Here is a 21174-nt window from a genome sequence, read left to right as displayed (position 1 = left end):
CCTAACCGCCACTTGGCTTGGGAGACGCCGGCTGAGTTGGCTGCGTACCCTGCTGGTCGCCGCCGGTGCTGGTCTGCGGCGTCGGGTTGGTGTCCGTCGTGGGATTCTTATCGACCGGCTGGCTGTTCGTAGTATCCGTCTTGGACTTGGCTGGATCGGCATTGTCGTTGCACCCCGCCAAGGCGAGCAATGCCGCTGACATCAATAGCACTGCTCTCATGCTGATTTCTCCTGGCTGAGTCCGGGCGAAGCCGCCTGCCAATGGCCTATCCGGTCGAACCGCACCGAGAGCCCTTGTTTGACCGCGCTTCTGGCCAGCAAATGGTCCAGTTCGGCGTCTTCGATCGGGCTTCGCACGACCTGGCGAATGGCCTTGCATGCAAGTTCGGTCGAGACGAAATCATATCTCCTGCTCCTGGCGACGACATATTGTTCGACCAGCATTTTCACGCGCCTGAGCGCTATTTCTTCGGCGTATTGCATTTTGTTCCTCCTGCCCGCCGAACTGCCGAACGGGTTTGTTGTTCCCTCCGGGATCTCAAAACATCACAGTCTCCATCACGAAAAGCCCGCGCCTCCCGGACAGGGCACGCGCGGGCTGGACCAAGCTGAGGGGACCCGATCATGCAGCATCAAAGAGGGGAGCAACGACGCTGCACGGACATCGAACTCGCATCGACCTGAGTTGTTCCACCTCTCCACACGCCGCTGTTCATGGCTCGGATGAACTCAAGGACAAATCGTTGCCACGGCCCGCATACGGCCGCGCATCAACCCGCACGGAACAATCAGCCCCGATAGTGGTTGGGCCGAAGCGAGGTTCGGAGGACGTGATGACGAATGAAAAGTTGGCCGTGGTGACGGGCGCCTCAAGCGGCATTGGCAAGGAACTGGCCAAACTGTGCGCGAAGGACGGCTACCACCTGATCATAGCCGCCGACGAACCCGCGATCCAGCAGGCTGCCGAGGCGCTCGGTTCGCATGGCGTGACTGTCGAAGCCATCGAGGCCGATCTGGCGACCGAGGAGGGTGTCGATCGTTTGATCGCCGGGATCGGCGATCGCGATGTCGACCTGTTGTTCCTGAATGCCGGACGTGGGCTCGGCCGTGGTTTCGTCGATCAGGATTGGAAAAAGGTCCGCCGCATCATCGACACCAACATCACCGGGACCGTCTATCTCGCGCATCAACTCGGAGCCAGGATGGCACGCCGCGGCCGAGGCCGCATCCTCTTCACAGGATCGATCGCTGGTTTCATGCCCGGCACTTTCCAGGCGGTCTACAACGGCACCAAGGCTTTCATCGATTCCTTCTCGATCGCACTGCGTCATGAGTTGCAGGACACAGGAGTCACAGTCACCGTGCTGATGCCCGGGGCAACTCACACGCGGTTCTTCGAACGCGCCGAAATGATGGATACCAAGGTTGGCACCGACGAGAAGGACAATCCCGCCGATGTCGCCGAGGCCGGCTACGAGGCGATGATGGACGGTGAGGAACAGGTCATCAGCGGTTGGAAAAACAAGCTGCAGGTCACCGCAGCGCATGTGACGCCGGCAGGCACGCTGGCCGAACAGCACCGCAAGATGGCCGAGCCGGGTTCGGCGTCCAAAGACTGACCTTCGGCCTTCAAGCAAACCACAAATGTCGGCGGACTCTTCCGCCGACCTTCTCCAAGGCAGGAGCACCTTCATGAAAGCGCTCACGTGGCACGGCAAAGGCGACATTCGATGCGACCAGGTGGCTGATCCCGCCATCGAGGATGATCGTGACGTCATCATCAAAGTCACCTGTTGCGCCATATGCGGCTCGGACTTGCATCTGATGAACGGATATATGCCGACGATGGAATCGGGCGATGTGCTCGGACACGAGACGATGGGCGAGGTCGTCGAAGTCGGCAGCGGCCATTCGAAATTCAGAAAAGGCGACCGCATCGTGGTGCCTTTCAACATCTCATGCGGCGAATGCTGGTTTTGCCAGAAGGGCTTGTTCTCGCTTTGCGACAGATCCAATCCCAATGCCAAACAGGCAGCCGAAGTGATGGGGCAATCCCCGGCTGGCCTGTTCGGCTATTCGCATCTGGTCGGCGGCTATTGGGGAGGGCAAGCCGAATACCTGCGCGTTCCTTTCGCCGATATCGGTCCGATAAAGGTGCCCGAGGGAATGGACGATGAACAGGTGCTGTTCCTCTCCGACATCTTCCCGACCGGCTACATGGCGGCTGAAAACGCAGGCATCGAGCCAGGCGACACCGTCGCTATCTGGGGCTGCGGTCCGGTTGGCCAGTTCGCCATCCAGAGCGCATGGATGCTCGGCGCCGGCCGCGTCGTTGCCATAGACAAGGTGCCGGAGCGGCTGGCGATGGCTCGCGAGCACGGCAAGGCCGAGACGCTCGACTTCAGCAACTCCGATATCTACGACGCCTTGATGGCGATGACCGATGGTCGCGGTCCGGATCGCTGCATCGACTGTGTCGGTACCGAGTCCGATCCCGGCGCCAGTGCCGACTCCATGCTCGACAAGGTTAAGGCTGCCGTCTATCTCGGCACCGACAGGCCCCATGTGCTTCGCGAAGCAATCTACTCATGCCGCAAAGGCGGCACCATCTCGGTACCCGGCGTCTATATCGGCCTCGTCGACCATATCCCGTTCGGCGCCGCCATGAACAAGGGCCTGACCTTCCGAATGGGCCAGACGCACACGCAACGCTATCTCGAACCGCTCCTGGCCATGGTGCAGAAGGGCGATATCGATCCTTCCTTCGTGATCACGCACAGGGCAGACCTCGAAGCGGGACCGGATCTCTACAAAAAGTTCCGCGACAAGCAGGATGGCTGCATCAAGGTGGTAATGCGACCGCATGGCTGAGACGTCGGCATCTTGCGCGGGGTCCACTTTGCGCGAATTTTCCGCCAGGGATGGCACCGACGCTGCTGGGGAACCCGGAACTTTCGACCGTGGCGGCGGTTGACCCGCAGAATAAACTCAGGGCGGCGAGACTGTCGTGCCCGCCCGCTGTGAAGAAAGCTGCCACCATGAGCAATGAGAATTCCACATCGAAACCCAGCGTCCGGTCTCCAAACGCCGATGGTCTGCCGCACCCGAGACGGGATGCCAATGACACGAATGCCGGTGCCAAGCCGCTGACGCCGAAAACCGCCGGCGCATCCCCGCCATCGGCCCCGCCGCTGGACAATCCGGTTGCCAATCGAAACGCCGGACGGCCGCGTCAGGCGAGCACCACGCCTCGGCCGACGGACAAGCCCCTGGACTGAGCGAAACCGGCCTCTCTTGAAGTCACGACAAGTGTTTGTCGGGACGAAGCGATGCCAGGTCGGCCAGGGTGTTGAGAAGGGCAGCCTCGCCTGCCGGCTTCGGCACGAATTTGCAGTTTCGGAAGGGTTCGGGAACGTCACGCGGTCCAAATCCGGTCATGAAGGCGAAGGGGATGCCGCGCGCCAGCAATGTTTCAGCTATGGGCAGACTTGTTTCACCGTTCAATTGAATATCGAGCAGCGCCACGTCGACTTTGCCCGCGTCGATAAGCCGACGAGCCGCGGCGATCGAGGAGACAGGGCCGATCACCGGATAGCCCGCCGCACGCAGGCGTGACGCGACGTCTTCGGCGATCAGCCATTCGTCCTCGACCACCAGAACGCGCGGCCTGTCGTCGCTCACGGCGCCTCCTTGTGGTTTGCCGGAAACGCGATCTGGACGCTGAGGCCGTCCTTGTGGAACACTGTCTCGACATGGCCGCCGAGCCGGTAACCGATTTCTCCTTGCAACAAGGTCAGGCCAAAGCCGTTGTCCAAGGGCGCCTTGACAAGGGGACCGTCCTTCTCTCGCCAGCCAAATGTGAAACTGTCATCCTCGATCGACCATTGCACACTGACCTTACCGTCGGTTTTTGACAAAGCGCCATACTTGGCCGCGTTGGTGGCCAGTTCATGAATGGCCATACTGAGGGAAAGCCCCTGTTGCGGACCTAATTTCACGTCTTCGCCATTGAGTTCAACCCGCTCGATGCCGAAGGGTTCGAGCTCCTGCTGGAGCAATTCCCTGACCGAGGCTTCCTTCCATCTCTCCCGGGTCAGCAGGCCGTAGGCCCGCGACATGGCATGCAGGCGGGCGATCAGCGCATCCGCGAACTCCTCCTTCGTATCAGAACTTTCCCGCATGCGGCTTGCAATGCTGGCGATCACCGCAAGCATATTCTTGACCCGGTGATTGAGTTCCGAGATGAGCACCTGCTGATGCTCTTCCGCCTGTGCCAGCGTGGTGACATCGACAAGTGTCACCACCACGCCCTGGATCCTGTTGCCCTTGTCTCGATAGGGATTGATACGGACCATGTGGAAGAGGCCCCTGGCATCGCGCGCCAGATGGTGATTCAGGATCTCGCCTGTCTCGAACACATTGTCGATGTGCTGCTTCAACTCTGGGTAGTCGAGTTGGCTCGACAAATCCGTCAGCGGCCGGCCGACATCGGAGGGACGCAGGCTGAAGAAGGATGACGCCGCCGGCGTGAAGGTGCGGACCACAAGGCTGCGGTCGAGGAAAATGGTCGCGATATCGGTGCTTTCGAACAGGTTGCGCAGATCGCCGTTGGCGTGGTCGAGCTCTTCTATCTTGGCCGTCAACTCGGCGTTGATCGTGTTGAGCTCCTCGTTGAGCGACTGCATCTCCTCCTTCGAGGCTTCGAGTTCCTCGTTGGTGGATTGCGCCTCCTCATTGACGGAGACGAGTTCCTCGTTCGACGATTTCACCTCCTCCAGCGCGGTCTCGTATTCCTCGATCGTCGACTGCAGGCGCTCTCTGGTATCGCGCAGTTCCCGCTCGAGATCGGCGGTGCTGTCACTGTCACGGCTGCCGCCATCTTCCTCTGAGCGAGCCTGCGTCGGGCCCGACGGCTCGAAAAGGACAAGGTAAAGCGGCTCGCCGTTGCCGCGTTCGGCGAGCGGCTCGATCGTCAGCCTGATCGGCTGGACCCGTTCGTCGTCTTCCTCCACGGTGAGGTTTTCCCGCACCACTGTGCGGCGCGTGGTCGTCGCTTCGCGCAGTGCGGCGCGGAGGTCCAGCCGCAGCCCACGCCTTGCCATCGTCAGCAACTGCCGGCTGGGAATCCCTTGTGGCGCTTCGAGATATTTGCCGGTCCTGGCCGAATAATAGACGACATCGCCCTCGGCGTTGACCAGGACATGCGGCGGCGCGAACCGTTCCAGCACCTGCGCTTCCACTGCCTGCCGCAGGGGATAGCCGACAAGTCCCTTCTTCGAGCCGGCGCTTTCGGATGGGAAGACGGTGGAATGGCTTTCCCCGATCAGGGCCGGCAGTCTGATGTGCGGCGAGGCATGCTCCCGCGCATGGAAGATGCGATGTTTCTTGTCGACGGTGGCGAACAGATCGTCGTGCTGCCCGATGCTTTCGGAGGTGCCGAGGAAAAGGTAACCGCCGGGCTTCAGCGCATAATGGAAGACAGGGATGACGCGGTTTTGGATGATCGGACCGAAATAGATCAGCAGATTGCGGCAGGAGACCAGATCCATGCGCGAGAAGGGTGGATCGCGAATGACGCTGTGCGGCGAGAAAATGCACAGTTCGCGTATCGCATTGCTGATGACATAGCTTTCGCCATCGCCGTTGAAAAACCGCTGTTTGCGTTCGGGAGAAAGACCTTGCAGCAAGGCTTCCGGATAGCGTGCCGCCCGCGCCACCGCCAGCGCCGGCTCGTCTATATCGGTGGCGAATATCTGGACGCGCGGAACGACCGTAAGCTTCTCCATGTGTTCGCGCAGCAGGATGCCGATGGAGAACACCTCCTCGCCCGTGGCGCATCCGGGAACCCAGACCCTGACGGTGTCGCTGGCGGTCTTGCCTTCGAACAGCTGCGGTATGATCTTTCGCTCGAGCAACTCGAAGGCATCGGGGTCGCGAAAGAAATTGGTGACATTGATCAGCAGATCGCGGAAGAGGTTCATCACCTCGCGAGGATCCTTCTTCAGCCAGTCTATATAAGCGCTGATGGAATGGACCTGGGCGATCTGCATGCGCCGCTTCACGCGGCGCAGGAAGGTCTTGGTCTTGTAGCCCGAGAAGTCGTGGCCGGAGTGGCTGCGCAGAATGGCGTATATCTGTTCTCGCACCTTATCGATTTCGGCGGTATGGTCGCCATCTTCTTCCGCCAGCCCTTCCAGCGGGTCGAAGCCACGGGCGAAAGCCTCCAGCTTCGCCCCGATCTCCTCGGCGGGCACAGCGACATCGACGAGTCCGCTGGCAATAGCGCTCTGCGGCATGTCGGGATTGCGCGGCCCGTAGCCGTCCGGCGCTTGCGCGACGGTAAACCCGCCCCGCTCCTTGATGGCCTTGGCGCCCAGGGTTCCATCGGAGTCGCCGCCCGACAGGATGACGCCAACGGCATATTCGCCCTGGTCTTCACCCAATGCGCTGAAGAAGATATCGACGGGCTTGCGCTCCTGGGTAAGCCCATTGGGCCGGCGCAGGTGCAGCACCCCCGATTCAATGACCAACGTCACGTTTTGCGGCATCACATAGACGTGGTCAGGTTGAACCACCATGCGGTCCTCGACCACAATGACAGGCATGTCCGTGTAGCGGCTGATGACCTCGTGCAACAGGCTTTCGCGCTTGGGACTGAGATGCGTGATGATGATGAAAGCCATACCAGGCTGGCTGGTCACGCCCTTGAACAGGCCTTCCATCGCGGGAATGCCACCCGCCGACGCGCCGATGCCGACGATGGGAAATCTAGTCGATCGGGCAGTCACGGCATGTCCCCCTTTTCGCCGACCCGACATAAAGGCCCCTCAAGGCCGGATCGAACAGGACACAACCATATAGCGCGCAAGACGGATGGAACAAGACGTCAGGGATGACGTTGAACCCGATATCAATGGTGGTTCAATGGCAAAACGATCTGCTGACATAAAACTCCCGACGCCGGTGGTATCAGGGGAGCCTGGATCGCTTGGAGGTTCCGATGCAGGGGCCGTCCCGGATTCCATGCTGACGCTTGCGAAACGGTTGCAGGCGGCCTTGGATGACAGAATTCGGAAAGCAAATCCGCTGCACTCTAACCTCCGTTCCAAGAAAGGATGACGACGTGCGCGACCTGCGGGGGCTGCATATTCTGATAGTCGAAGACGAATGGACGATGGCGGGAGACCTTGCGCGGTTTTTCAGCAATATGGGCGCCATTATCCTCGGTCCCGCTGCAACCGTCGAACAGGCATCCAAACACACCGGGACGGCCGAAGCTGCAATCCTCGACGTCAATCTCAATGGCCGACGCGTGTTTCCAATCGCCGATGAGTTGCTGCGCCGGGGTGTCCCCTTCGTGTTCTTCAGCGGCGATGACGACATCGCCATTCCCGATCATCTCCGCTACGCCAGCAATTTGCGGAAATCCTCGGGCGGCCAGGCGGTGTTCAACGCGCTCTTTCCCGCGCAGGCATCTGGGTGGGCGACCCCCGTGCCGGATCCGTCCGACGACGTCTTCGCGCTTTTGCCCAAGCTGCGACTTGCGGCGCGCCTTTTGCTGGGAGACGTCGACGCATCGGATCGGCTCGTCGAGCGGACGCTCGAGCAAGCAATCCGGGCTGTCGACCGCAGACAGCTTGGTCAATCCACTGAAAGCTGGCTCAACAGCATCATGCGAGAGATGGCAAAAACCCGCGGCGCAAAACTGATGCATTAGTTTAGCCTCCAAGGCGTTCTCAGGCTGAAGTGCTAAGCCGCGGGCCCATCAATTGTTCATCCCATCTCGAAAATTGGCCGGAAGGCGTGTCGACCGATCAGTCGCCTGGGCCTGCGTCATCAGCCCTTCTGATTGCGCTCGACGAATTTGTTAAAACGGCTGGCTTTTCCCTCACCGGTCTTGGCCTGATACAGAAAGGCCAGATCATTCTCGTCGAATATCCGGAAGAACTCGTCCCATTCGACGGGCTCGAATGCTTCCTCGGGCTCGCCGAAGTCTATCCGCAGGATGCCGCCCTCGCCTTTGGTGCGCACCACTGCCGGCCGGCCATCCCGCTCCTCGGCCCATTTGCGAATTTCGTCGTGGTTGGTGGTCGTTTGCGACTGAGACATTGAAATCTCCTTTGATCATCGGCGTTGCCACATGGGACACGCGGGCCGTCGGGCGTCCTAACAGCACAAGGGCGCCAATGTTCCAGCACCGCGCGGTGATTGCGATGCGTCAGCCTCCAACGGGGCCGGCCAAGGGAACTTTGTTGAAGCAAGGGAACAAACCTTTTGCCGAAAAGTTCGGGGCGCCGAGGTTACTTGTCTGAGGAGTCGTCGTGAAACGCATATTGGTTACAGGAGGCTGCGGCTTCATCGGCCGCCATGTCGCACAGGAACTCGTCGAGCAGGGTTATTCGGTTCGCATCCTCGATGCGCTACTGGAGCAGGTGCATGCAGGCGAAGCCGTCGCGCTTCCCGCCGGGACCGAACTGATCAAGGGTGACGTCCGCGACCGGGAGGCGGTCGCCAGTGCGCTGGAAGGCATTGACGCGGTCATTCATCTGGCGGCGGAAGTCGGCGTCGGACAATCGATGTACGAGATCGCGCGTTATGTCGGCAGCAACGATCTCGGCACCGCAACGCTGCTTGAGGCGCTGATCAAACACCCGGTCGAGCGCATTGTCGTTGCCTCGTCGATGAGTGTCTACGGCGAGGGCCTCTATGCCACGTCCGACGGCCGGCGTGTCGACAATGCTCGGCGCAAGGCGAGCGACATCAGGAGTGGGCAATGGGACCCGCTGTCGCCAGCGGGAGATGCCCTCTCGCCGCTGCCGACGGACGAAGAAAAGCCGGTCGATCTCGCCTCCATCTATGCGCTGACAAAATACGCCCAGGAGCGCGCCGTGCTGATCTTCGGCGAAGCCTATGGCATCGATGCGGTCGCGCTGCGCCTGTTCAATGTCTTCGGCGCCGGCCAGGCGTTATCCAATCCCTATACCGGCGTGCTTGCCAACTTCGCTTCGCGTCTCGCCAACGGCCAACGGCCAATGATTTTCGAGGATGGCGAACAGAAGCGCGATTTCGTCCATGTGCATGACGTCGCCCGCGCCTTTCGCCTTGCGCTGCAGCAACGCCAGGCAAAGGGCCATGTCATCAATATCGGCAGCGGCCGAGCCTATGCGATCAGCGAAGTCGCGCGACTGCTGGCCGAGGCCATGGGGACACCGAACCGCTCGCCGGAACTGCTCGGCAAAGCGCGCTCGGGCGATATCCGCAACTGCTTCGCCGATATTTCCAAGGCCCGTGAGCTGCTCGGTTTCGAGCCGGTGCGGCAACTGGAGAATTCGCTCGGAGATTTCGTTTCCTGGGTGCGTAACACGTCCGCCGTCGACCGTGGCGCCGACATGAAACGCGAGCTTGAAGAACGCGGGCTGGTGTCATGAACACACGCAATCGACGCGACGCGCCGGTCGCCATCGTGGGCGGCAGCGGCTTCATCGGATCGAATCTCGCCGACAGCCTGCTGTCGGATGACGAACCGGTGCTGGTGATCGACAATCTCAGCCGTCCGGGCGTCGAGCAGAACCTTGAATGGCTGGCGCAAAAACACGGCGGTCGCCTCACGATGGAGACGATCGACGTGCGGGACGCCAACGCCTTGGCGCCGGCTCTGATGAGCTCGAAGGCGATCTTCCATCTGGCCGCGCAAACCGCCGTCACCACAAGCCTGGTCCAGCCGGGCGAGGATTTCGACATCAACCTTCGGGGAACGTTCAACGTTCTGGAGGCGGCGCGACTGAGCGGTGAGCGCATCCCTGTGATCTTTGCCAGCACCAACAAGGTCTACGGCAGCTTGCCCGACGTCGCGGTCCGCGAGGACGGCGATCGCTATGTTCCTTGCGACAGCGTCATCCAGGCGAACGGCATCGATGAGGCTCGAAGCCTGGACTTCTGCACGCCCTACGGCTGCTCCAAAGGCGCGGCGGACCAGTATGTGCTCGACTATGCCAAATCCTACGGCATGCCGACGGCGGTGCTGCGGATGAGCTGCATCTATGGACCGCGCCAGTTCGGAACCGAGGACCAGGGCTGGGTCGCGCACTTCCTGCTCAGCGCGCTGACGGGGCGCCCCATCACCATTTACGGCGACGGCAGGCAAGTGCGCGATATCCTGCATGTCTCCGATGCTGTCGCCGCCTACAGGGCCGTGCTCGATCGCATCGAGACCACCAAGGGCCAGGCATTCAATCTTGGCGGCGGCCCGGAAAATGCGCTCAGCCTGCGCAGGCTGTTGAGCGAGATCCGTAGCCTGACCGGCCATGAGCTTTCAATCCGCCATGATGGGGAACGCACCGGCGACCAGCCCTTCTTCGTCGCCGACACCCGCAAGATCGAAACCGCGCTTGGCTGGGTGGCCCATGTTTCATGGCGCGAAGGGGTCCGCGACCTCGCCGACTGGCTGCAGCGGCATCGACTCGAGCCTCGCCCTGAAGCCGTGAGGTACGTTGCATGAAAATCGCCCTGGTGAACCCGTCCTGGACGTATGACGACAGCATTTATTTCGGCTGCCGCCAACCGCATCTGCCGCTGGAACTCGGCTATTCGAGGGCCCTGCTCGAAGCCGCCGGACATGAGGTGCTGATGCTGGACGGGCAGTTGCAGAAGCTCGACAATTCCGGTCTCTGCGAGCGGGTGGCTGATTTCTCGCCGTCTATGACCGTCGTCAGTACCGCCCCGACCTATCTGTTCTGGCGCTGCGCACCGCCGGAATTGCGTGTGCCGGCCGATTTCCTCAACCGTCTCGCCGGGCGCGGTGGACGCACGGTCGCGGTCGGGCCACACGGCTCGGCGACGCCGGCGCCAACCTTGCGCAAGCTCGGCGTCGACATCGTCGTGCGCGGCGAATGCGAAGAAGTCGTCGAGCAACTTGCCCGTCGCGACGATTGGAGCGCGGTGCCCTCAACCGCTTATCTACGGGATGCCAAGGTGGTTTCGAACGGCGGCGTCCACGCCAGCTCGTTTGCCGATCATCCGCCTCTCGAATGGCCAGGGGAATGGATCGCAGCCCATTCGCACCACCATCACAGGTTTGATGACAATCAGGTCGGGTTCGGTGCGGAAGTCGAGGCGTCGCGCGGCTGTCCCTACAATTGCAGCTTCTGCGCCAAGATCGATTTCCGTGATGCCTATCGCCGTCGAAACCACGAAGCGGTGGTAGCGGAGATCGATCGGCTGATTACCCAAGGTGTCGGCTACATCTACTTCATCGACGAAATCTTCCTGCCGCAAAAAGCGCTGCTGGAAGCCTTGGTCGATCGCGATGTGAAATTCGGCGTACAGACCCGCATCGATCTGTGGAAGCCCGAGCTGCTGGAATTGCTGGGCGCCGCAGGCTGCGTCTCAATTGAAGCCGGTCTCGAAAGCCTGACGGTTGAAGGCCGGGCGATGCTGGCCAAGCGCTGCCGGCTGGGCACCGAGGAACTCGCCGCGCTGCTCGTCGACGCCAGGCGTCACGTTCCATTCGTCCAGGCCAATCTGATCGGCGTGGTCGAGGATGATCCCGCCCTGGTCGAGCATTGGCGAACCCACCTGATCGACCACGGCGTATGGGCCAACGAACCTGTGCCGCTTTACCCGTATCCGAGTTCGCCCAGCTACCGCGAGCTTTGGGGCGAACCCGACGACCATGCCTGGGAGCGGGCCCATGACCACTACCTCGCATCCTTCCAGAAATTCAGTGACATCCAGGAGAGGCGGCCGCGGCCGCTGGCGGAACTGGAGGCGACATGTTGCGGACACTGACGCCGCGCTCGCGGCGCATCCTGATGACCGTCGATGCCGTGGGCGGCGTATGGCGCTATGCGTGTGATCTGGCACGGGAACTTGTGAACGGCGGCGACAGTGTGGTGCTTGCCGGCCTCGGTCCGCAACCGTCGGGGCAGCAGGCTGCGGAGGCTGAGGCTTTCACGACGCTGATCTGGTTGAACACGCCGCCGGATTGGATGACCCGCGACGGCGGCGACCTCGACACACTGCCGCGGGAATTGCTTGCGCCCATGCGCGACCACGCCATCGACCTTGTCCATTTCAACGCGCCGACGCAGGCAGCAGGATTCGATGCGCCGTGCCCAACCGTGGTGGTCTCCCATTCCTGCGTGACGACATGGTTCCACGCCGTCAGGAAACAGGCGGTGGATGGCGCATGGGCCTGGCAGAAGGAGCGCAACAGGCGCGGCTTGGATCGGGCCGACGCAGTCATCGTGCCGAGTCGCAGCCATGCCGACATGCTTGAGACCTGCTATGGCCCGATCGCGCGCCTGCATGTTGTTGGAAATGGCGCTCGTCCCGTCCCGAATGCCGAAAAGCGTCAACCGCTCGTCTTCGCCGCGGCCCGCTGGTGGGACGAGGGCAAGAATGCGGCGGTGGTCGACCAAGCCGCGTCGCTGACGCAATGGCCCGTCTTTGTCGCCGGTTCGATGCACGGTCCGAACGGCGGGCATACCAGCTTCAGCTATGCTGTTCCTCTGGGAGCACTGCCGTCTCACGAGGTGCGCTCCTTGATGGCGCGCGCCGGCATTTTCGTGTCGCCATCAATCTATGAGCCATTCGGTCTGGCCGCGCTGGAAGCTGCCATGTCGGCGACGCCCCTGGTGCTTTCCGACATCGCAACCTATCGCGAACTATGGGATGGAGCCGCGCTGTTCTTTGACGCGCGCAATCCGTACGACCTCGCTGCCTGCCTCAATCGTCTCTCCAGCGACGCCGAATTCAGGCGGGAGCTCGGCCAGGCAGCCATGCGACGGAGCCGCCGGTTTACACTGGCCAGGCAAGCGGCGGCCATGCGAGGCGTCTACGACAAGGCGGCCCTAGCCATGGCGGGGCGCTGACCATGCGCTTTCTGTTCTACACCCACTCGGTCGTTTCCGACTGGAACCACGGCAATGCCCATTTCCTGCGCGGTATCATGCGGGAACTGGTCGCGCGCCAGCACCAGGCAGTCGCGCTGGAACCGGCGGACGGTTGGAGTCGTTCGAACCTGCTGGCCGAGAAGGGATCCTTCGCCATCGAACGCTTCCGCAACGATTTCCCTGAGTTGATGCCGGTCACCTACGATGCCGGGTTCGATCACGAAGCCTGGATCGCTGAGGCCGACGTTGTGATCGTTCATGAGTGGACGGATCCGGAGCTTGTCGCACGCATCGGCCGTGCCCGGGCCGCTGGCGGCAACTTCATCCTTCTGTTTCATGACACCCACCACCGGGCCGTATCGGCGACCGAGGCAATCTCGGCGCTGCGGTTGGAGCACTATGACGGCGTTCTCGCCTTTGGCGAGGCCTTGCGCGAGAGCTATCTGCGCGCCGGCTGGGGCAAGCGCGTCTTCACCTGGCATGAAGCCGCGGACGATCGCCTGTTCAGGCCGCACCCGGAGATCCATTCCACGTCCGATCTGGTCTGGATTGGAAATTGGGGCGACGATGAGCGGACTGCCGAACTCAAGGAGTTTCTACTCGAGCCGGTACACGATCTCGGTCTCGAGGCCACTGTCCACGGCGTACGCTATCCCAAGCCCGCACTTGCGGATCTGGCCACCGCCGGACTGCGCTATGATGGATGGATCGCCAATGCCGACGTGCCGAAGGCGTTCGCCGCGCATCGTGTCACCGTCCACATCCCACGGCGCCCATATCGTGAAGGTTTGCCCGGAATTCCGACAATACGCATGTTCGAGGCGCTCGCCTGCGGCATTCCGCTGATTTCAGCACCATGGTCCGATGTCGAGCAGTTGTTCAGGCCCGGCGTCGACTTCCTGTTTGCCCAGAATGGCTCGCAAATGCGCCAACACCTGCGGGCGGTATTGGCCGATGCGGATTTCGCGGCTTCCCTGATGACTTCGGGTCTCGAGACCATCCGCTCGCGGCACACCTGCAAGCACCGCGTCGACGAGTTGTTCGGGGTGCTCAAGGAATGCACAACCGAACAAACCATCAACAAGACCACCGCAAAGGAAGCCGCCGCATGAAGATGGCATTCTATGGATCGAGTCTCTTGTCATCCTACTGGAACGGTGCCGCGACTTACTATCGCGGGTTGCTGAAGGCGCTTGCCCAATTGGGCTACGAAATCACCTTCTATGAGCCCGACGTTTACGACCGGCAGAAGAACCGCGACATCGAGGCCCCTGACTGGTGCACTGTGGTCGTTTATGAAGCGACCCAGCACGCGCTGATGCAGGTCGCGGCACGTGCCGCCAGCGCCGACATCGTCGTCAAGGCGAGTGGCGTCGGCTTCGAGGACGAGGCGCTGCTGCGCGCCGTCCTCGACCACGCCCGCAGCGACGCGCTGGTGGTATTCTGGGACGTGGACGCTCCAGCAACCCTTGCCCAACTGCGCGACGAACCGGACCATCCCCTCCATAGCGCCCTGCAAGAAATCGACCTTGTGCTGACCTATGGCGGCGGCGACCCCGTTGTTTGGGCCTACCGTGCCATGGGCGCGAACGAATGCGTGCCGATCTATAATGCGCTCGATCCCCAAACGCATCATCCGGTCACCAGCAATGCGCGTTTCGCTTGCGATCTGGCGTTCCTCGGCAACAGGCTGCCGGATCGTGAGGCACGTGTCGGAGCGTTCTTCCTCGATCCCGCAAGCCAGCTGCCGAAAAAGCGTTTTCTGCTCGGCGGATCGGGCTGGGGAGACAAGCCGCTTCCCGCCAATGTCGGCTGGCTCGGTCACGTTGGCACCCGCGATCATAATGCCTTCAACGTCACACCCATGGCGGTGCTGAACATCAGCCGCGACAGCATGGCCCTAAACGGTTTTTCACCGGCCACGCGTGTCTTCGAGGCCGCTGGCGCCGGTGCCTGCCTCATCACCGATGCGTGGCTGGGCGTGGAACTGTTCCTGAAACCAGGCGAGGAGATCCTGGTGGCGCGCGACGGCGGCGATGTCGCCGAGATCATGCGCACGCTGACCTCGAGTCGCGCAAAAGCAATCGGCCAGGCCGCACTTTGCCGCGTGCTGGCCGACCATACCTACGCGCTGCGGGCGGACGTGGCCGATGCCGTCTTCAAACGTCATTTCGAGCAGGGGACCGTGGAGGCAGCGGAATGACCAAGCAATTGGACATCGTCTTTCTCGGCCTGTCGCTGTCCTCGTCCTGGGGAAACGGCCACGCCACGACGTTTCGTGGCCTGCTGAAAGGTCTGCACGAACTCGGCCACCGCGTAACCTTTCTGGAGCGCGACGTGCCGTGGTATGCCAACCACCGCGATCTGCGCGATCCGGATTTCTGCGCCTTGCGCTACTACGAAACCACAGCGGAGTTGCAAAGCGACTACGCCCGGCGGCTGGAGCAGGCCGACATCGTCGTCATCGGTTCCTTCGTGCCGGAAGGGCGCGTGGTCATCGACATCGTCGCTTCACTTTGCAAAGGGCGCTTCTGCTTCTACGACATCGACACGCCGGTGACCGTGGCGCAGCTTTCGGCCGATGATTGCGACTATCTGAGCTGGCGGCAGATTCCGTATTTCGATGTCTACTTCTCGTTCACCGGCGGGCCGATGCTTGGCCGTCTGGTGGAGGACTTCGGCGCGCGCCGCGCCGAACCGCTCTACTGCTCGGTCGACCCGGAACGGCACCACCGGACCGGCGATCCGATCCGCTGGGATCTCGGCTATCTCGGCACCTACAGCGCGGACCGGCAGGCAACGCTGAACGCGCTGTTGCTCGAGCCCGCACGGCATATGCCGGACCGCCGTTTCGTCGTAGCCGGCTCCCAATATCCATCCGATATCATCTGGCCGGACAATGTCGAACGCATCGAACATTTGCCGCCGGCCGATCATGCCGCATTCTACAGCCGTCAGCGCTACACGCTGAACGTCACACGCAGTTCCATGATCGCTGCCGGGTGGTCGCCCAGTGTGCGCCTGTTCGAAGCGGCTGCCTGCGGCACGCCCATCATCAGCGATGGCTGGCCGGGGCTCGACAGCTTCTTTCCCGCATCGGCGATCCACACCGCCGGGGAAACCAACGATGTCGTCGAGATCCTCTTCGGCGAGTCCGAGCGCACACGCCTCGCCATCGCCCACCGAGCCCGCGAACGCGTCCTCGCATCCCACACCGGTGCGGCCAGGGCCCGCGAATTCGTGACGGCGTTGACACAGCCAAGGGCGGCGGCCCTCGATTTCGACATCGGAAGCGCAGCATGACCGGCAGACAGGAGAAAACGACGATGCGACAAAAAAGAAACGCGCAAAGGGCAAAGGCAGTGCTTGTTGCCGGCGGTGCGGGATTCCTCGGTTCGCATCTTTGCGAAGCATTGCTCCGCGACGGCTGGCGCGTGATCTGCGCCGACAATTTCCTGACTGGACGCATGGAGAACATCATCTCGATCATGGACCAGCCGGGTTTCCGTTTGATCGAGCAGGATATCTGCCGGCCGTTGGATCTCGGCGAGCCCGTGGATCGTATCTACAACCTGGCATGCGCTGCCTCGCCGCCGCGTTACCAGGCCGACCCGATTCACACCACGCGAACCTGTGTGATCGGCACGCTCAACCTGCTAGAACTCGCTGTCCGCAATGACGCGCGACTGCTACAGGCCTCGACGAGCGAGGTGTATGGCGATCCGGAGCAACATCCCCAGAGGGAGGACTATGTTGGCCATGTGAACTGCACCGGCCCACGCGCCTGCTACGACGAGGGCAAGCGCACCGCCGAAACACTTTGCTTCGACTATCTGAGAGCCGGCAAAGCCGACGTCCGCGTGGCACGCATCTTCAACACCTACGGTCCGAGAATGGATCCGGCGGACGGCCGCATCGTCTCGAACCTGATCATGCAGGCGCTCGAGAAACGTCCTCTGACGATCTTCGGCGACGGCTTGCAGACGCGATCCTTCTGCTATGTCTCCGATCAGATTGATGGATTGAGGCGCCTGATGGATATCGATCCCAATCCGGGCAAGCCGGTCAATCTGGGCAATCCCGGAGAATTCACCATCGTGCGACTGGCGGCGTTGGTGAAGGCGATGACCGGGACCAAATCGGATTTGAGATTTCTGCCGCTGCCGCAAGACGATCCTCGGCGCAGGCAGCCCGATATTTCGCGTGCAAAGGCGCTGCTCGGCTGGACACCGAAGGTGCCCCTCAACGAAGGGCTCAAGCTGACGATCGATTATTTCGCGGCACTTGAAGGCAGTCGCATCGGCGATCAGATGACAGGCTTTGCCAAAAGAGCGAGACCAGCATCCGGCGGGCTGCAGAACCTTCCGGCGTGATGCGAGACGGCGGCCGAACCTTTCCCGAGATCGTGCGGAACATCCGCCCAAGCTTGTGGTTGGGCAGGAGGACCCGATACGGAGGATCATCCTCATGCAACCCAAGCGATCCGCGCGGAATATCGACCAGATGGCCGAACGCGAGACGGCTGCCTATCTGCGGCGCGCCTCGATCACCTATCTCGAATGCTGCGTCAGCCTGATGATGACGCATCTGCAGCGGGAGGAAGTGGCCACTATTCTTGAGCAGGAAGCAGACATGCTGCGAAGGCTGGACTGAGAAGGCTGGACTGATCGGAACGATCATACCCGGCATTCTTCCAGGAACCGTATCAGTCGCATCCTATATCGGTCTGCCGTCGCGGCCAGCCTTGTTTTTTCCCGGCCATTTTCGGACTGCGCAGCCGTGCTCCAGAGTCCGAGCTGGAATGCCAAATAGCACGGTTCGAAAAAGGCGATGTGGCCATTGCCGACCGCAAGCTGCATTCCCTCGACCAAGGTCCTCACATCGCTGTCGGATAGTCCATGTTCGACACGGGCGCCGGCAATGTCCCACTCTATTGGCTGGCAGCCGATCAAATCGTGAGCCCGGCAATGGTCAACAGCATCTGTCTTGAGCACCCTGCCGTCGGCACCAACGAGAAATTCCCACGGTTGGAGCTTTCCGTCGACTTCAACGCGCTGCAGCACGTGCGCGGGGGTCTCTTTCGAGAGCCAACCGCGCAACGTCGCCGCGCGTTTCTCGCCCAAGGCTTCCGACGCGTTGGAAACAGCCATTTCCGCAAGCGCGAGCAATGATGCACCCGGTTCGCAAGTTCGAAGATTAAGCGCACGCCAGGCCAGGTAATTTGTGAACTCCGCGATCAGTCTTTCCCTGGGCAGCGGCGCCTGATCCATCGTGGTGCCGTCAATCCACCGTTCAACCAGAAAGCCATGGCAAAGCGTTACAACTTGTGATCCGAACCCGGCTTCATGCAACATCGCCGCGGCTCGTTTCTTGCGCAGTCCGGTTTCGCCGAGGCCGGCAAATTTGACGAGCCAGCGGTCACGTCCGGCAGACGCAAGGAATTTACGCCGCTCGGTACCGCGTGGGCTCGGCGGCCAGCGTCCTTCGTCGGCGTAGTGGGCGGCCCGCCACTCGCCACCAGATAGTTCGGTCAGGCTTAATTCCGGCCTGCCGACCGCCTCGGCCACCCAATCGCGCAGCGTGGGAATTTTCGAGCTTTCGGAGAAGGTGCATTCAAACGCCGTCGCCACATGTTTCGGACAGCGCGACCACGTCTCCCGAGTCTCCCCCGACGCTTCGGTGCCCGGGCCGCCTGAATGGCTGGGAAACAGGTGAATGCGGTCCGTATCGATATCCAGTTCACGCAGCCACACGACAACGGCATGCATCGAACTGCCGGACAGGCCGGGACCCTCGTCGACAACGGCGAAACGCGCCGATGGATTGTTCTTCCAGGTGGCGATCGACCGCGGATCGGCGTTGACATGCCGGCGGAAGGGATGGCCGATCGGGCGAACGCTGAATGGCGCCGGCGCGCCAATCGAGGCCGCCACCATAGCTGCCAGCCCAAGGCCAATGCTGCGGACGCCGATTACACATGTGTTCGCATCGAGACCTGACTTCCGCGCCGCGTCCAAATAGCTTTCGGGATAAAGCGCATAGTGCGCATAACCCTCGGCAGAGCCGGTCAGAACCTCAGCCTGGCAGTCGAGCCCGGCAAGCAGTTTGAGAAGTCTCGGATCGATGCCACCGCCGACCCCAAAACCACTTCGCCACGACTTCGCCACCTCTGCCGCAAGTCCGACCAGCAACCTGGCGCCTTGCTGTTGTCGCGTCGAAAAGATGTCGATGCCGCTGGTTTCAAAATCGACATCGGCAAGCGCCTGAACCAGTTCCGACACGCTGATGAACAGTCCGACCAATGCAGCATGGCGTTGGACGCCACGAGACATCTGATCCAGGCTTTCGGCCATTTCGCTTGCTGCTTCGCGAAGCTGTTGTGCGTTCCGCGTCTGCTTGTGGTCGCCGTAGACGATCATCGATCGGTTTTCCAATGCTTGCCGTGCGGCAACGCATCGAATGCAGCTTCGATCCATGCTGTGTCGCGCAATTTTTCGATGGGGCGGAGGAACATTCCGGCACGCTGATGGTTCGGCGCCAGGAACTTACCTTTGAACAACATAGGGTGGCGGTTTCGTGGGATCGAAAAAGGTTCGTGTTGGTATCGTTGGGGTCGGCAACTGCGCATCCTCCCTCGTGCAGGGCCTCTCCTTTTACCGTCACGCGAAAAGCAACGAACCAATCCCTGGGCTGATGCATGCCGACCTCGGCGGCTACCATGTCGACGACATCGAGATTGTCTGCGCATTCGATGTCGCCAAGAGCAAGGTTGGCCTCGACGTCGCGGAAGCGATCTACGCCGCCCCGAACAACACCTTCCGCTTTGCCGACGCGCTGACAACCGGCGTTCGCGTCGAGCGCGGACCGACGCTGGACGGGATCGGCAAATACTTGCGCGACGAGATTGAAGAAGCTCCGGAGCCGGTTGCCAATGTCAGCGAGATCCTGCGCGACAGCAACGCTGACGTGCTGGTTTCCTACCTGCCGGTGGGTTCCGAGGAGGCGACTTGCTTCTATGCCGAATGCGCACTCGAGGCCGGCTGCGCCTTCGTCAATTGCATACCCGTTTTCATCGCCTCACGCCCGGAATGGCGCCGGCGCTTTGAGCAGCGAGGACTGCCGCTGGTCGGCGACGATATCAAGAGCCAGGTCGGCGCAACCATCGTACACCGGTTGCTGGCCAATCTCTTCCGCGAACGCGGCGTACGCATCGACCGCACCTATCAGCTGAATTTCGGCGGCAACACCGATTTTCTCAACATGCTGGAACGCGAGCGGCTGGAATCGAAGAAAATCTCGAAGACACAGTCCGTGGCCAGCCAGTTCGATGTTCCGCTGGAACCGGGCAACATCCATGTCGGCCCGAGCGACCATGTGCCTTGGCTCACCGATCGCAAGTGGGCCTATATAAGGGTGGAAGGCACGACTTTCGGCGGCGTGCCGCTCAATGCCGAGCTCAAGCTGGAAGTCTGGGATTCTCCAAATTCAGCCGGCGTGGTGATCGATGCGGTACGCTGCGCCAAGCTGGCGCTCGATCGCGGCATAGCCGGTGCCCTGACCGGTCCCTGCAGTTACTTCATGAAGTCGCCTCCCGAACAGTTCACCGACGCCGAAGCGCGGCAGCGCACGCTTGCATTCATCGCCGGCAAGGACGAGCCTTTGCTCGATGCTGCAGAATGACGACGACCTTCTTTCTGATCCGCCATGCGGCACACGACAATGTTGGCTCCTATCTTGCAGGCCGGATGGACGGCGTTTGCCTCGGCGATGCCGGCAAGGCACAGGCAGCGCAGCTTGGCGGCCGCATGGCCCGGGAACCTATCGCCGCGATCCTGTGCAGCCCGCGTGAGCGTACGCGGGAGACGGCGCTGCCAATCGCGCTAGCCTGCGGTGTCGGGGAAATCGCGATCTGCGCCGAACTCGACGAGGTCGACTTCGGCGACTGGTCGGGAAAGACTTTCGATGAGTTGAATGGCGACGCCAGCTGGCGAGCCTGGAATGACCAGCGGCAGGAGGCAAGGACGCCAAGCGGCGAGACCATGCAGGATGTCCAGCAACGCATTGTGTCGCTGATGACCGCGGCCCGCGAGCGGCATCAGAACCAATGCGTCGCCCTGGTCAGCCACGCCGATGTGATCAAGGCCGCCGTTTGCAACGTCCTTGGCTTGCCGGCCGGTGACTGCTTTCGCTTCGACATCGATCCCGCTTCGATCACGACGATCGTGTCGGGGGACTGGGGAGCGAAGCTGATCCGATTGAACGAAGTCGCCTGACGAGGATT

General features: G+C 61.6%; 21 protein-coding genes. 14 read left to right on the top strand and 7 right to left on the bottom strand.

Annotated features, from left to right (window positions below; all coding sequences use genetic code 11):
• Position 1: 1 nt before the first annotated feature.
• Positions 2–220 carry a hypothetical protein gene (locus tag EOA16_RS01465; protein ID WP_127255009.1) on the bottom strand — a complete coding sequence of 73 codons (219 nt, stop codon included), beginning with the start codon at positions 218–220 and terminating at the stop codon, positions 2–4.
• Entirely contained in the window at positions 217–483 is a 267-nt protein-coding gene (locus EOA16_RS01460) for a hypothetical protein (protein WP_027036323.1), read from the bottom strand. Before EOA16_RS01460 ends, EOA16_RS01465 begins: the two co-directional genes overlap by 4 nt.
• Before the next feature lie 350 nt (positions 484–833).
• Here EOA16_RS01460 and EOA16_RS01455 point away from each other — a divergent pair, with 350 nt between their 5' ends.
• Complete coding sequence (locus EOA16_RS01455; RefSeq protein ID WP_127255008.1) at positions 834–1619, top strand: SDR family NAD(P)-dependent oxidoreductase; 786 nt, start codon at positions 834–836, stop codon at positions 1617–1619.
• Positions 1620–1692: 73 nt separating this feature from the next.
• Positions 1693–2871, top strand: coding sequence for a zinc-dependent alcohol dehydrogenase (locus tag EOA16_RS01450; protein WP_127255007.1), 1179 nt, complete (start codon positions 1693–1695; stop codon positions 2869–2871).
• A gap of 429 nt (positions 2872–3300) precedes the next feature.
• Here the strand turns inward: EOA16_RS01450 and EOA16_RS01445 are convergent, their stop codons facing one another.
• Together EOA16_RS01445 and EOA16_RS01440 are read right to left on the bottom strand one after the other, a co-directional pair.
• Positions 3301–3681 carry a response regulator gene (locus EOA16_RS01445; protein WP_127255006.1) on the bottom strand — a complete coding sequence of 127 codons (381 nt, stop codon included), beginning with the start codon at positions 3679–3681 and terminating at the stop codon, positions 3301–3303.
• Positions 3678–6818 (bottom strand): CheR family methyltransferase, encoded by a 3141-nt coding sequence (locus tag EOA16_RS01440; protein WP_164754060.1) that lies wholly within the window; start codon positions 6816–6818, stop codon positions 3678–3680. Before EOA16_RS01440 ends, EOA16_RS01445 begins: the two co-directional genes overlap by 4 nt.
• A gap of 242 nt (positions 6819–7060) precedes the next feature.
• On the opposite strand from EOA16_RS01440, the gene EOA16_RS01435 reads away from it, so the two are divergent.
• Positions 7061–7717 (top strand): response regulator, encoded by a 657-nt coding sequence (locus tag EOA16_RS01435; RefSeq protein WP_127255004.1) that lies wholly within the window; start codon positions 7061–7063, stop codon positions 7715–7717.
• A gap of 119 nt (positions 7718–7836) precedes the next feature.
• Here EOA16_RS01435 and EOA16_RS01430 read toward each other — a convergent pair whose 3' ends face one another.
• Positions 7837–8109: a hypothetical protein gene (locus EOA16_RS01430; RefSeq protein WP_127255003.1), complete on the bottom strand. Its 273-nt coding sequence runs from the start codon at positions 8107–8109 to the stop codon at positions 7837–7839.
• Between the two features lie 212 nt (positions 8110–8321).
• Between EOA16_RS01430 and EOA16_RS01425 the strand changes: the two genes are divergently transcribed.
• The 9 genes from EOA16_RS01425 to EOA16_RS01385 all read left to right on the top strand — a co-directional run bounded on the left by EOA16_RS01425 (position 8322) and on the right by EOA16_RS01385 (position 17546).
• Positions 8322–9428: an SDR family NAD(P)-dependent oxidoreductase gene (locus EOA16_RS01425; protein WP_127255002.1), complete on the top strand. Its 1107-nt coding sequence runs from the start codon at positions 8322–8324 to the stop codon at positions 9426–9428.
• Complete coding sequence (locus tag EOA16_RS01420; protein WP_127255001.1) at positions 9425–10498, top strand: NAD-dependent epimerase/dehydratase family protein; 1074 nt, start codon at positions 9425–9427, stop codon at positions 10496–10498. The genes EOA16_RS01425 and EOA16_RS01420 overlap by 4 nt, the downstream gene beginning before the upstream one ends.
• Positions 10495–11787 carry a TIGR04295 family B12-binding domain-containing radical SAM protein gene (locus EOA16_RS01415; protein WP_127255000.1) on the top strand — a complete coding sequence of 431 codons (1293 nt, stop codon included), beginning with the start codon at positions 10495–10497 and terminating at the stop codon, positions 11785–11787. Before EOA16_RS01420 ends, EOA16_RS01415 begins: the two co-directional genes overlap by 4 nt.
• Positions 11772–12872, top strand: a complete 1101-nt coding sequence (locus tag EOA16_RS01410; protein WP_127254999.1) for a glycosyltransferase family 4 protein — start codon at positions 11772–11774, stop codon at positions 12870–12872. The genes EOA16_RS01415 and EOA16_RS01410 overlap by 16 nt, the downstream gene beginning before the upstream one ends.
• A 2-nt stretch (positions 12873–12874) precedes the next feature.
• Positions 12875–14005, top strand: coding sequence for a glycosyltransferase (locus tag EOA16_RS01405; RefSeq protein WP_127254998.1), 1131 nt, complete (start codon positions 12875–12877; stop codon positions 14003–14005).
• A complete protein-coding gene (locus tag EOA16_RS01400; RefSeq protein WP_127254997.1) occupies positions 14002–15096 on the top strand; it encodes a glycosyltransferase in 1095 nt (364 codons plus the stop codon). The genes EOA16_RS01405 and EOA16_RS01400 overlap by 4 nt, the downstream gene beginning before the upstream one ends.
• Positions 15093–16196 (top strand): glycosyltransferase, encoded by a 1104-nt coding sequence (locus tag EOA16_RS01395; protein WP_127254996.1) that lies wholly within the window; start codon positions 15093–15095, stop codon positions 16194–16196. The genes EOA16_RS01400 and EOA16_RS01395 overlap by 4 nt, the downstream gene beginning before the upstream one ends.
• A gap of 23 nt (positions 16197–16219) precedes the next feature.
• Positions 16220–17266, top strand: coding sequence for a UDP-glucuronic acid decarboxylase family protein (locus EOA16_RS01390; RefSeq protein ID WP_127254995.1), 1047 nt, complete (start codon positions 16220–16222; stop codon positions 17264–17266).
• Between the two features lie 94 nt (positions 17267–17360).
• Positions 17361–17546 carry a hypothetical protein gene (locus EOA16_RS01385; RefSeq protein WP_127254994.1) on the top strand — a complete coding sequence of 62 codons (186 nt, stop codon included), beginning with the start codon at positions 17361–17363 and terminating at the stop codon, positions 17544–17546.
• A gap of 23 nt (positions 17547–17569) precedes the next feature.
• Here the strand turns inward: EOA16_RS01385 and EOA16_RS01380 are convergent, their stop codons facing one another.
• Together EOA16_RS01380 and EOA16_RS32510 are read right to left on the bottom strand one after the other, a co-directional pair.
• Positions 17570–19312 carry a hypothetical protein gene (locus tag EOA16_RS01380; protein WP_127254993.1) on the bottom strand — a complete coding sequence of 581 codons (1743 nt, stop codon included), beginning with the start codon at positions 19310–19312 and terminating at the stop codon, positions 17570–17572.
• The gene (locus tag EOA16_RS32510; RefSeq protein WP_164754058.1) at positions 19309–19455 is read right to left on the bottom strand and encodes a hypothetical protein; all 147 of its coding nucleotides are present in this window, start codon (positions 19453–19455) and stop codon (positions 19309–19311) included. Before EOA16_RS32510 ends, EOA16_RS01380 begins: the two co-directional genes overlap by 4 nt.
• Before the next feature lie 14 nt (positions 19456–19469).
• On the opposite strand from EOA16_RS32510, the gene EOA16_RS01375 reads away from it, so the two are divergent.
• Together EOA16_RS01375 and EOA16_RS01370 are read left to right on the top strand one after the other, a co-directional pair.
• Positions 19470–20573, top strand: a complete 1104-nt coding sequence (locus tag EOA16_RS01375) for an inositol-3-phosphate synthase (protein ID WP_127254992.1) — start codon at positions 19470–19472, stop codon at positions 20571–20573.
• Positions 20570–21166 carry a histidine phosphatase family protein gene (locus tag EOA16_RS01370; RefSeq protein WP_127254991.1) on the top strand — a complete coding sequence of 199 codons (597 nt, stop codon included), beginning with the start codon at positions 20570–20572 and terminating at the stop codon, positions 21164–21166. The genes EOA16_RS01375 and EOA16_RS01370 overlap by 4 nt, the downstream gene beginning before the upstream one ends.
• Positions 21167–21174 lie beyond the last annotated feature (8 nt).

It is taken from the genome of Mesorhizobium sp. M7A.F.Ca.US.008.03.1.1 (assembly GCF_003997495.1).
In the GTDB taxonomy this organism is placed as follows: domain Bacteria; phylum Pseudomonadota; class Alphaproteobacteria; order Rhizobiales; family Rhizobiaceae; genus Mesorhizobium.
This window is presented reverse-complemented; position numbering and strand designations above follow the sequence as displayed.

What these genes read in the sequence shown, in the direction of transcription:
- EOA16_RS32510 (WP_164754058.1), bottom strand. Translation starts at nt 19,455, where the DNA reads ATGTTGTTCAAAGGTAAGTTCCTGGCGCCGAACCATCAGCGTGCCGGA.
- EOA16_RS01380 (WP_127254993.1), bottom strand. Translation starts at nt 19,312, where the DNA reads ATGATCGTCTACGGCGACCACAAGCAGACGCGGAACGCACAACAGCTT.
- EOA16_RS01415 (WP_127255000.1), top strand. Translation starts at nt 10,495, where the DNA reads ATGAAAATCGCCCTGGTGAACCCGTCCTGGACGTATGACGACAGCATT.
- EOA16_RS01430 (WP_127255003.1), bottom strand. Translation starts at nt 8,109, where the DNA reads ATGTCTCAGTCGCAAACGACCACCAACCACGACGAAATTCGCAAATGG.
- EOA16_RS01465 (WP_127255009.1), bottom strand. Translation starts at nt 220, where the DNA reads ATGAGAGCAGTGCTATTGATGTCAGCGGCATTGCTCGCCTTGGCGGGG.
- EOA16_RS01400 (WP_127254997.1), top strand. Translation starts at nt 14,002, where the DNA reads ATGAAGATGGCATTCTATGGATCGAGTCTCTTGTCATCCTACTGGAAC.
- EOA16_RS01440 (WP_164754060.1), bottom strand. Translation starts at nt 6,818, where the DNA reads ATGTCGGGTCGGCGAAAAGGGGGACATGCCGTGACTGCCCGATCGACT.
- EOA16_RS01370 (WP_127254991.1), top strand. Translation starts at nt 20,570, where the DNA reads ATGACGACGACCTTCTTTCTGATCCGCCATGCGGCACACGACAATGTT.
- EOA16_RS01395 (WP_127254996.1), top strand. Translation starts at nt 15,093, where the DNA reads ATGACCAAGCAATTGGACATCGTCTTTCTCGGCCTGTCGCTGTCCTCG.
- EOA16_RS01460 (WP_027036323.1), bottom strand. Translation starts at nt 483, where the DNA reads ATGCAATACGCCGAAGAAATAGCGCTCAGGCGCGTGAAAATGCTGGTC.
- EOA16_RS01420 (WP_127255001.1), top strand. Translation starts at nt 9,425, where the DNA reads ATGAACACACGCAATCGACGCGACGCGCCGGTCGCCATCGTGGGCGGC.
- EOA16_RS01385 (WP_127254994.1), top strand. Translation starts at nt 17,361, where the DNA reads ATGCAACCCAAGCGATCCGCGCGGAATATCGACCAGATGGCCGAACGC.
- EOA16_RS01405 (WP_127254998.1), top strand. Translation starts at nt 12,875, where the DNA reads ATGCGCTTTCTGTTCTACACCCACTCGGTCGTTTCCGACTGGAACCAC.
- EOA16_RS01455 (WP_127255008.1), top strand. Translation starts at nt 834, where the DNA reads ATGACGAATGAAAAGTTGGCCGTGGTGACGGGCGCCTCAAGCGGCATT.
- EOA16_RS01390 (WP_127254995.1), top strand. Translation starts at nt 16,220, where the DNA reads ATGCGACAAAAAAGAAACGCGCAAAGGGCAAAGGCAGTGCTTGTTGCC.
- EOA16_RS01410 (WP_127254999.1), top strand. Translation starts at nt 11,772, where the DNA reads ATGTTGCGGACACTGACGCCGCGCTCGCGGCGCATCCTGATGACCGTC.
- EOA16_RS01435 (WP_127255004.1), top strand. Translation starts at nt 7,061, where the DNA reads ATGACAGAATTCGGAAAGCAAATCCGCTGCACTCTAACCTCCGTTCCA.
- EOA16_RS01450 (WP_127255007.1), top strand. Translation starts at nt 1,693, where the DNA reads ATGAAAGCGCTCACGTGGCACGGCAAAGGCGACATTCGATGCGACCAG.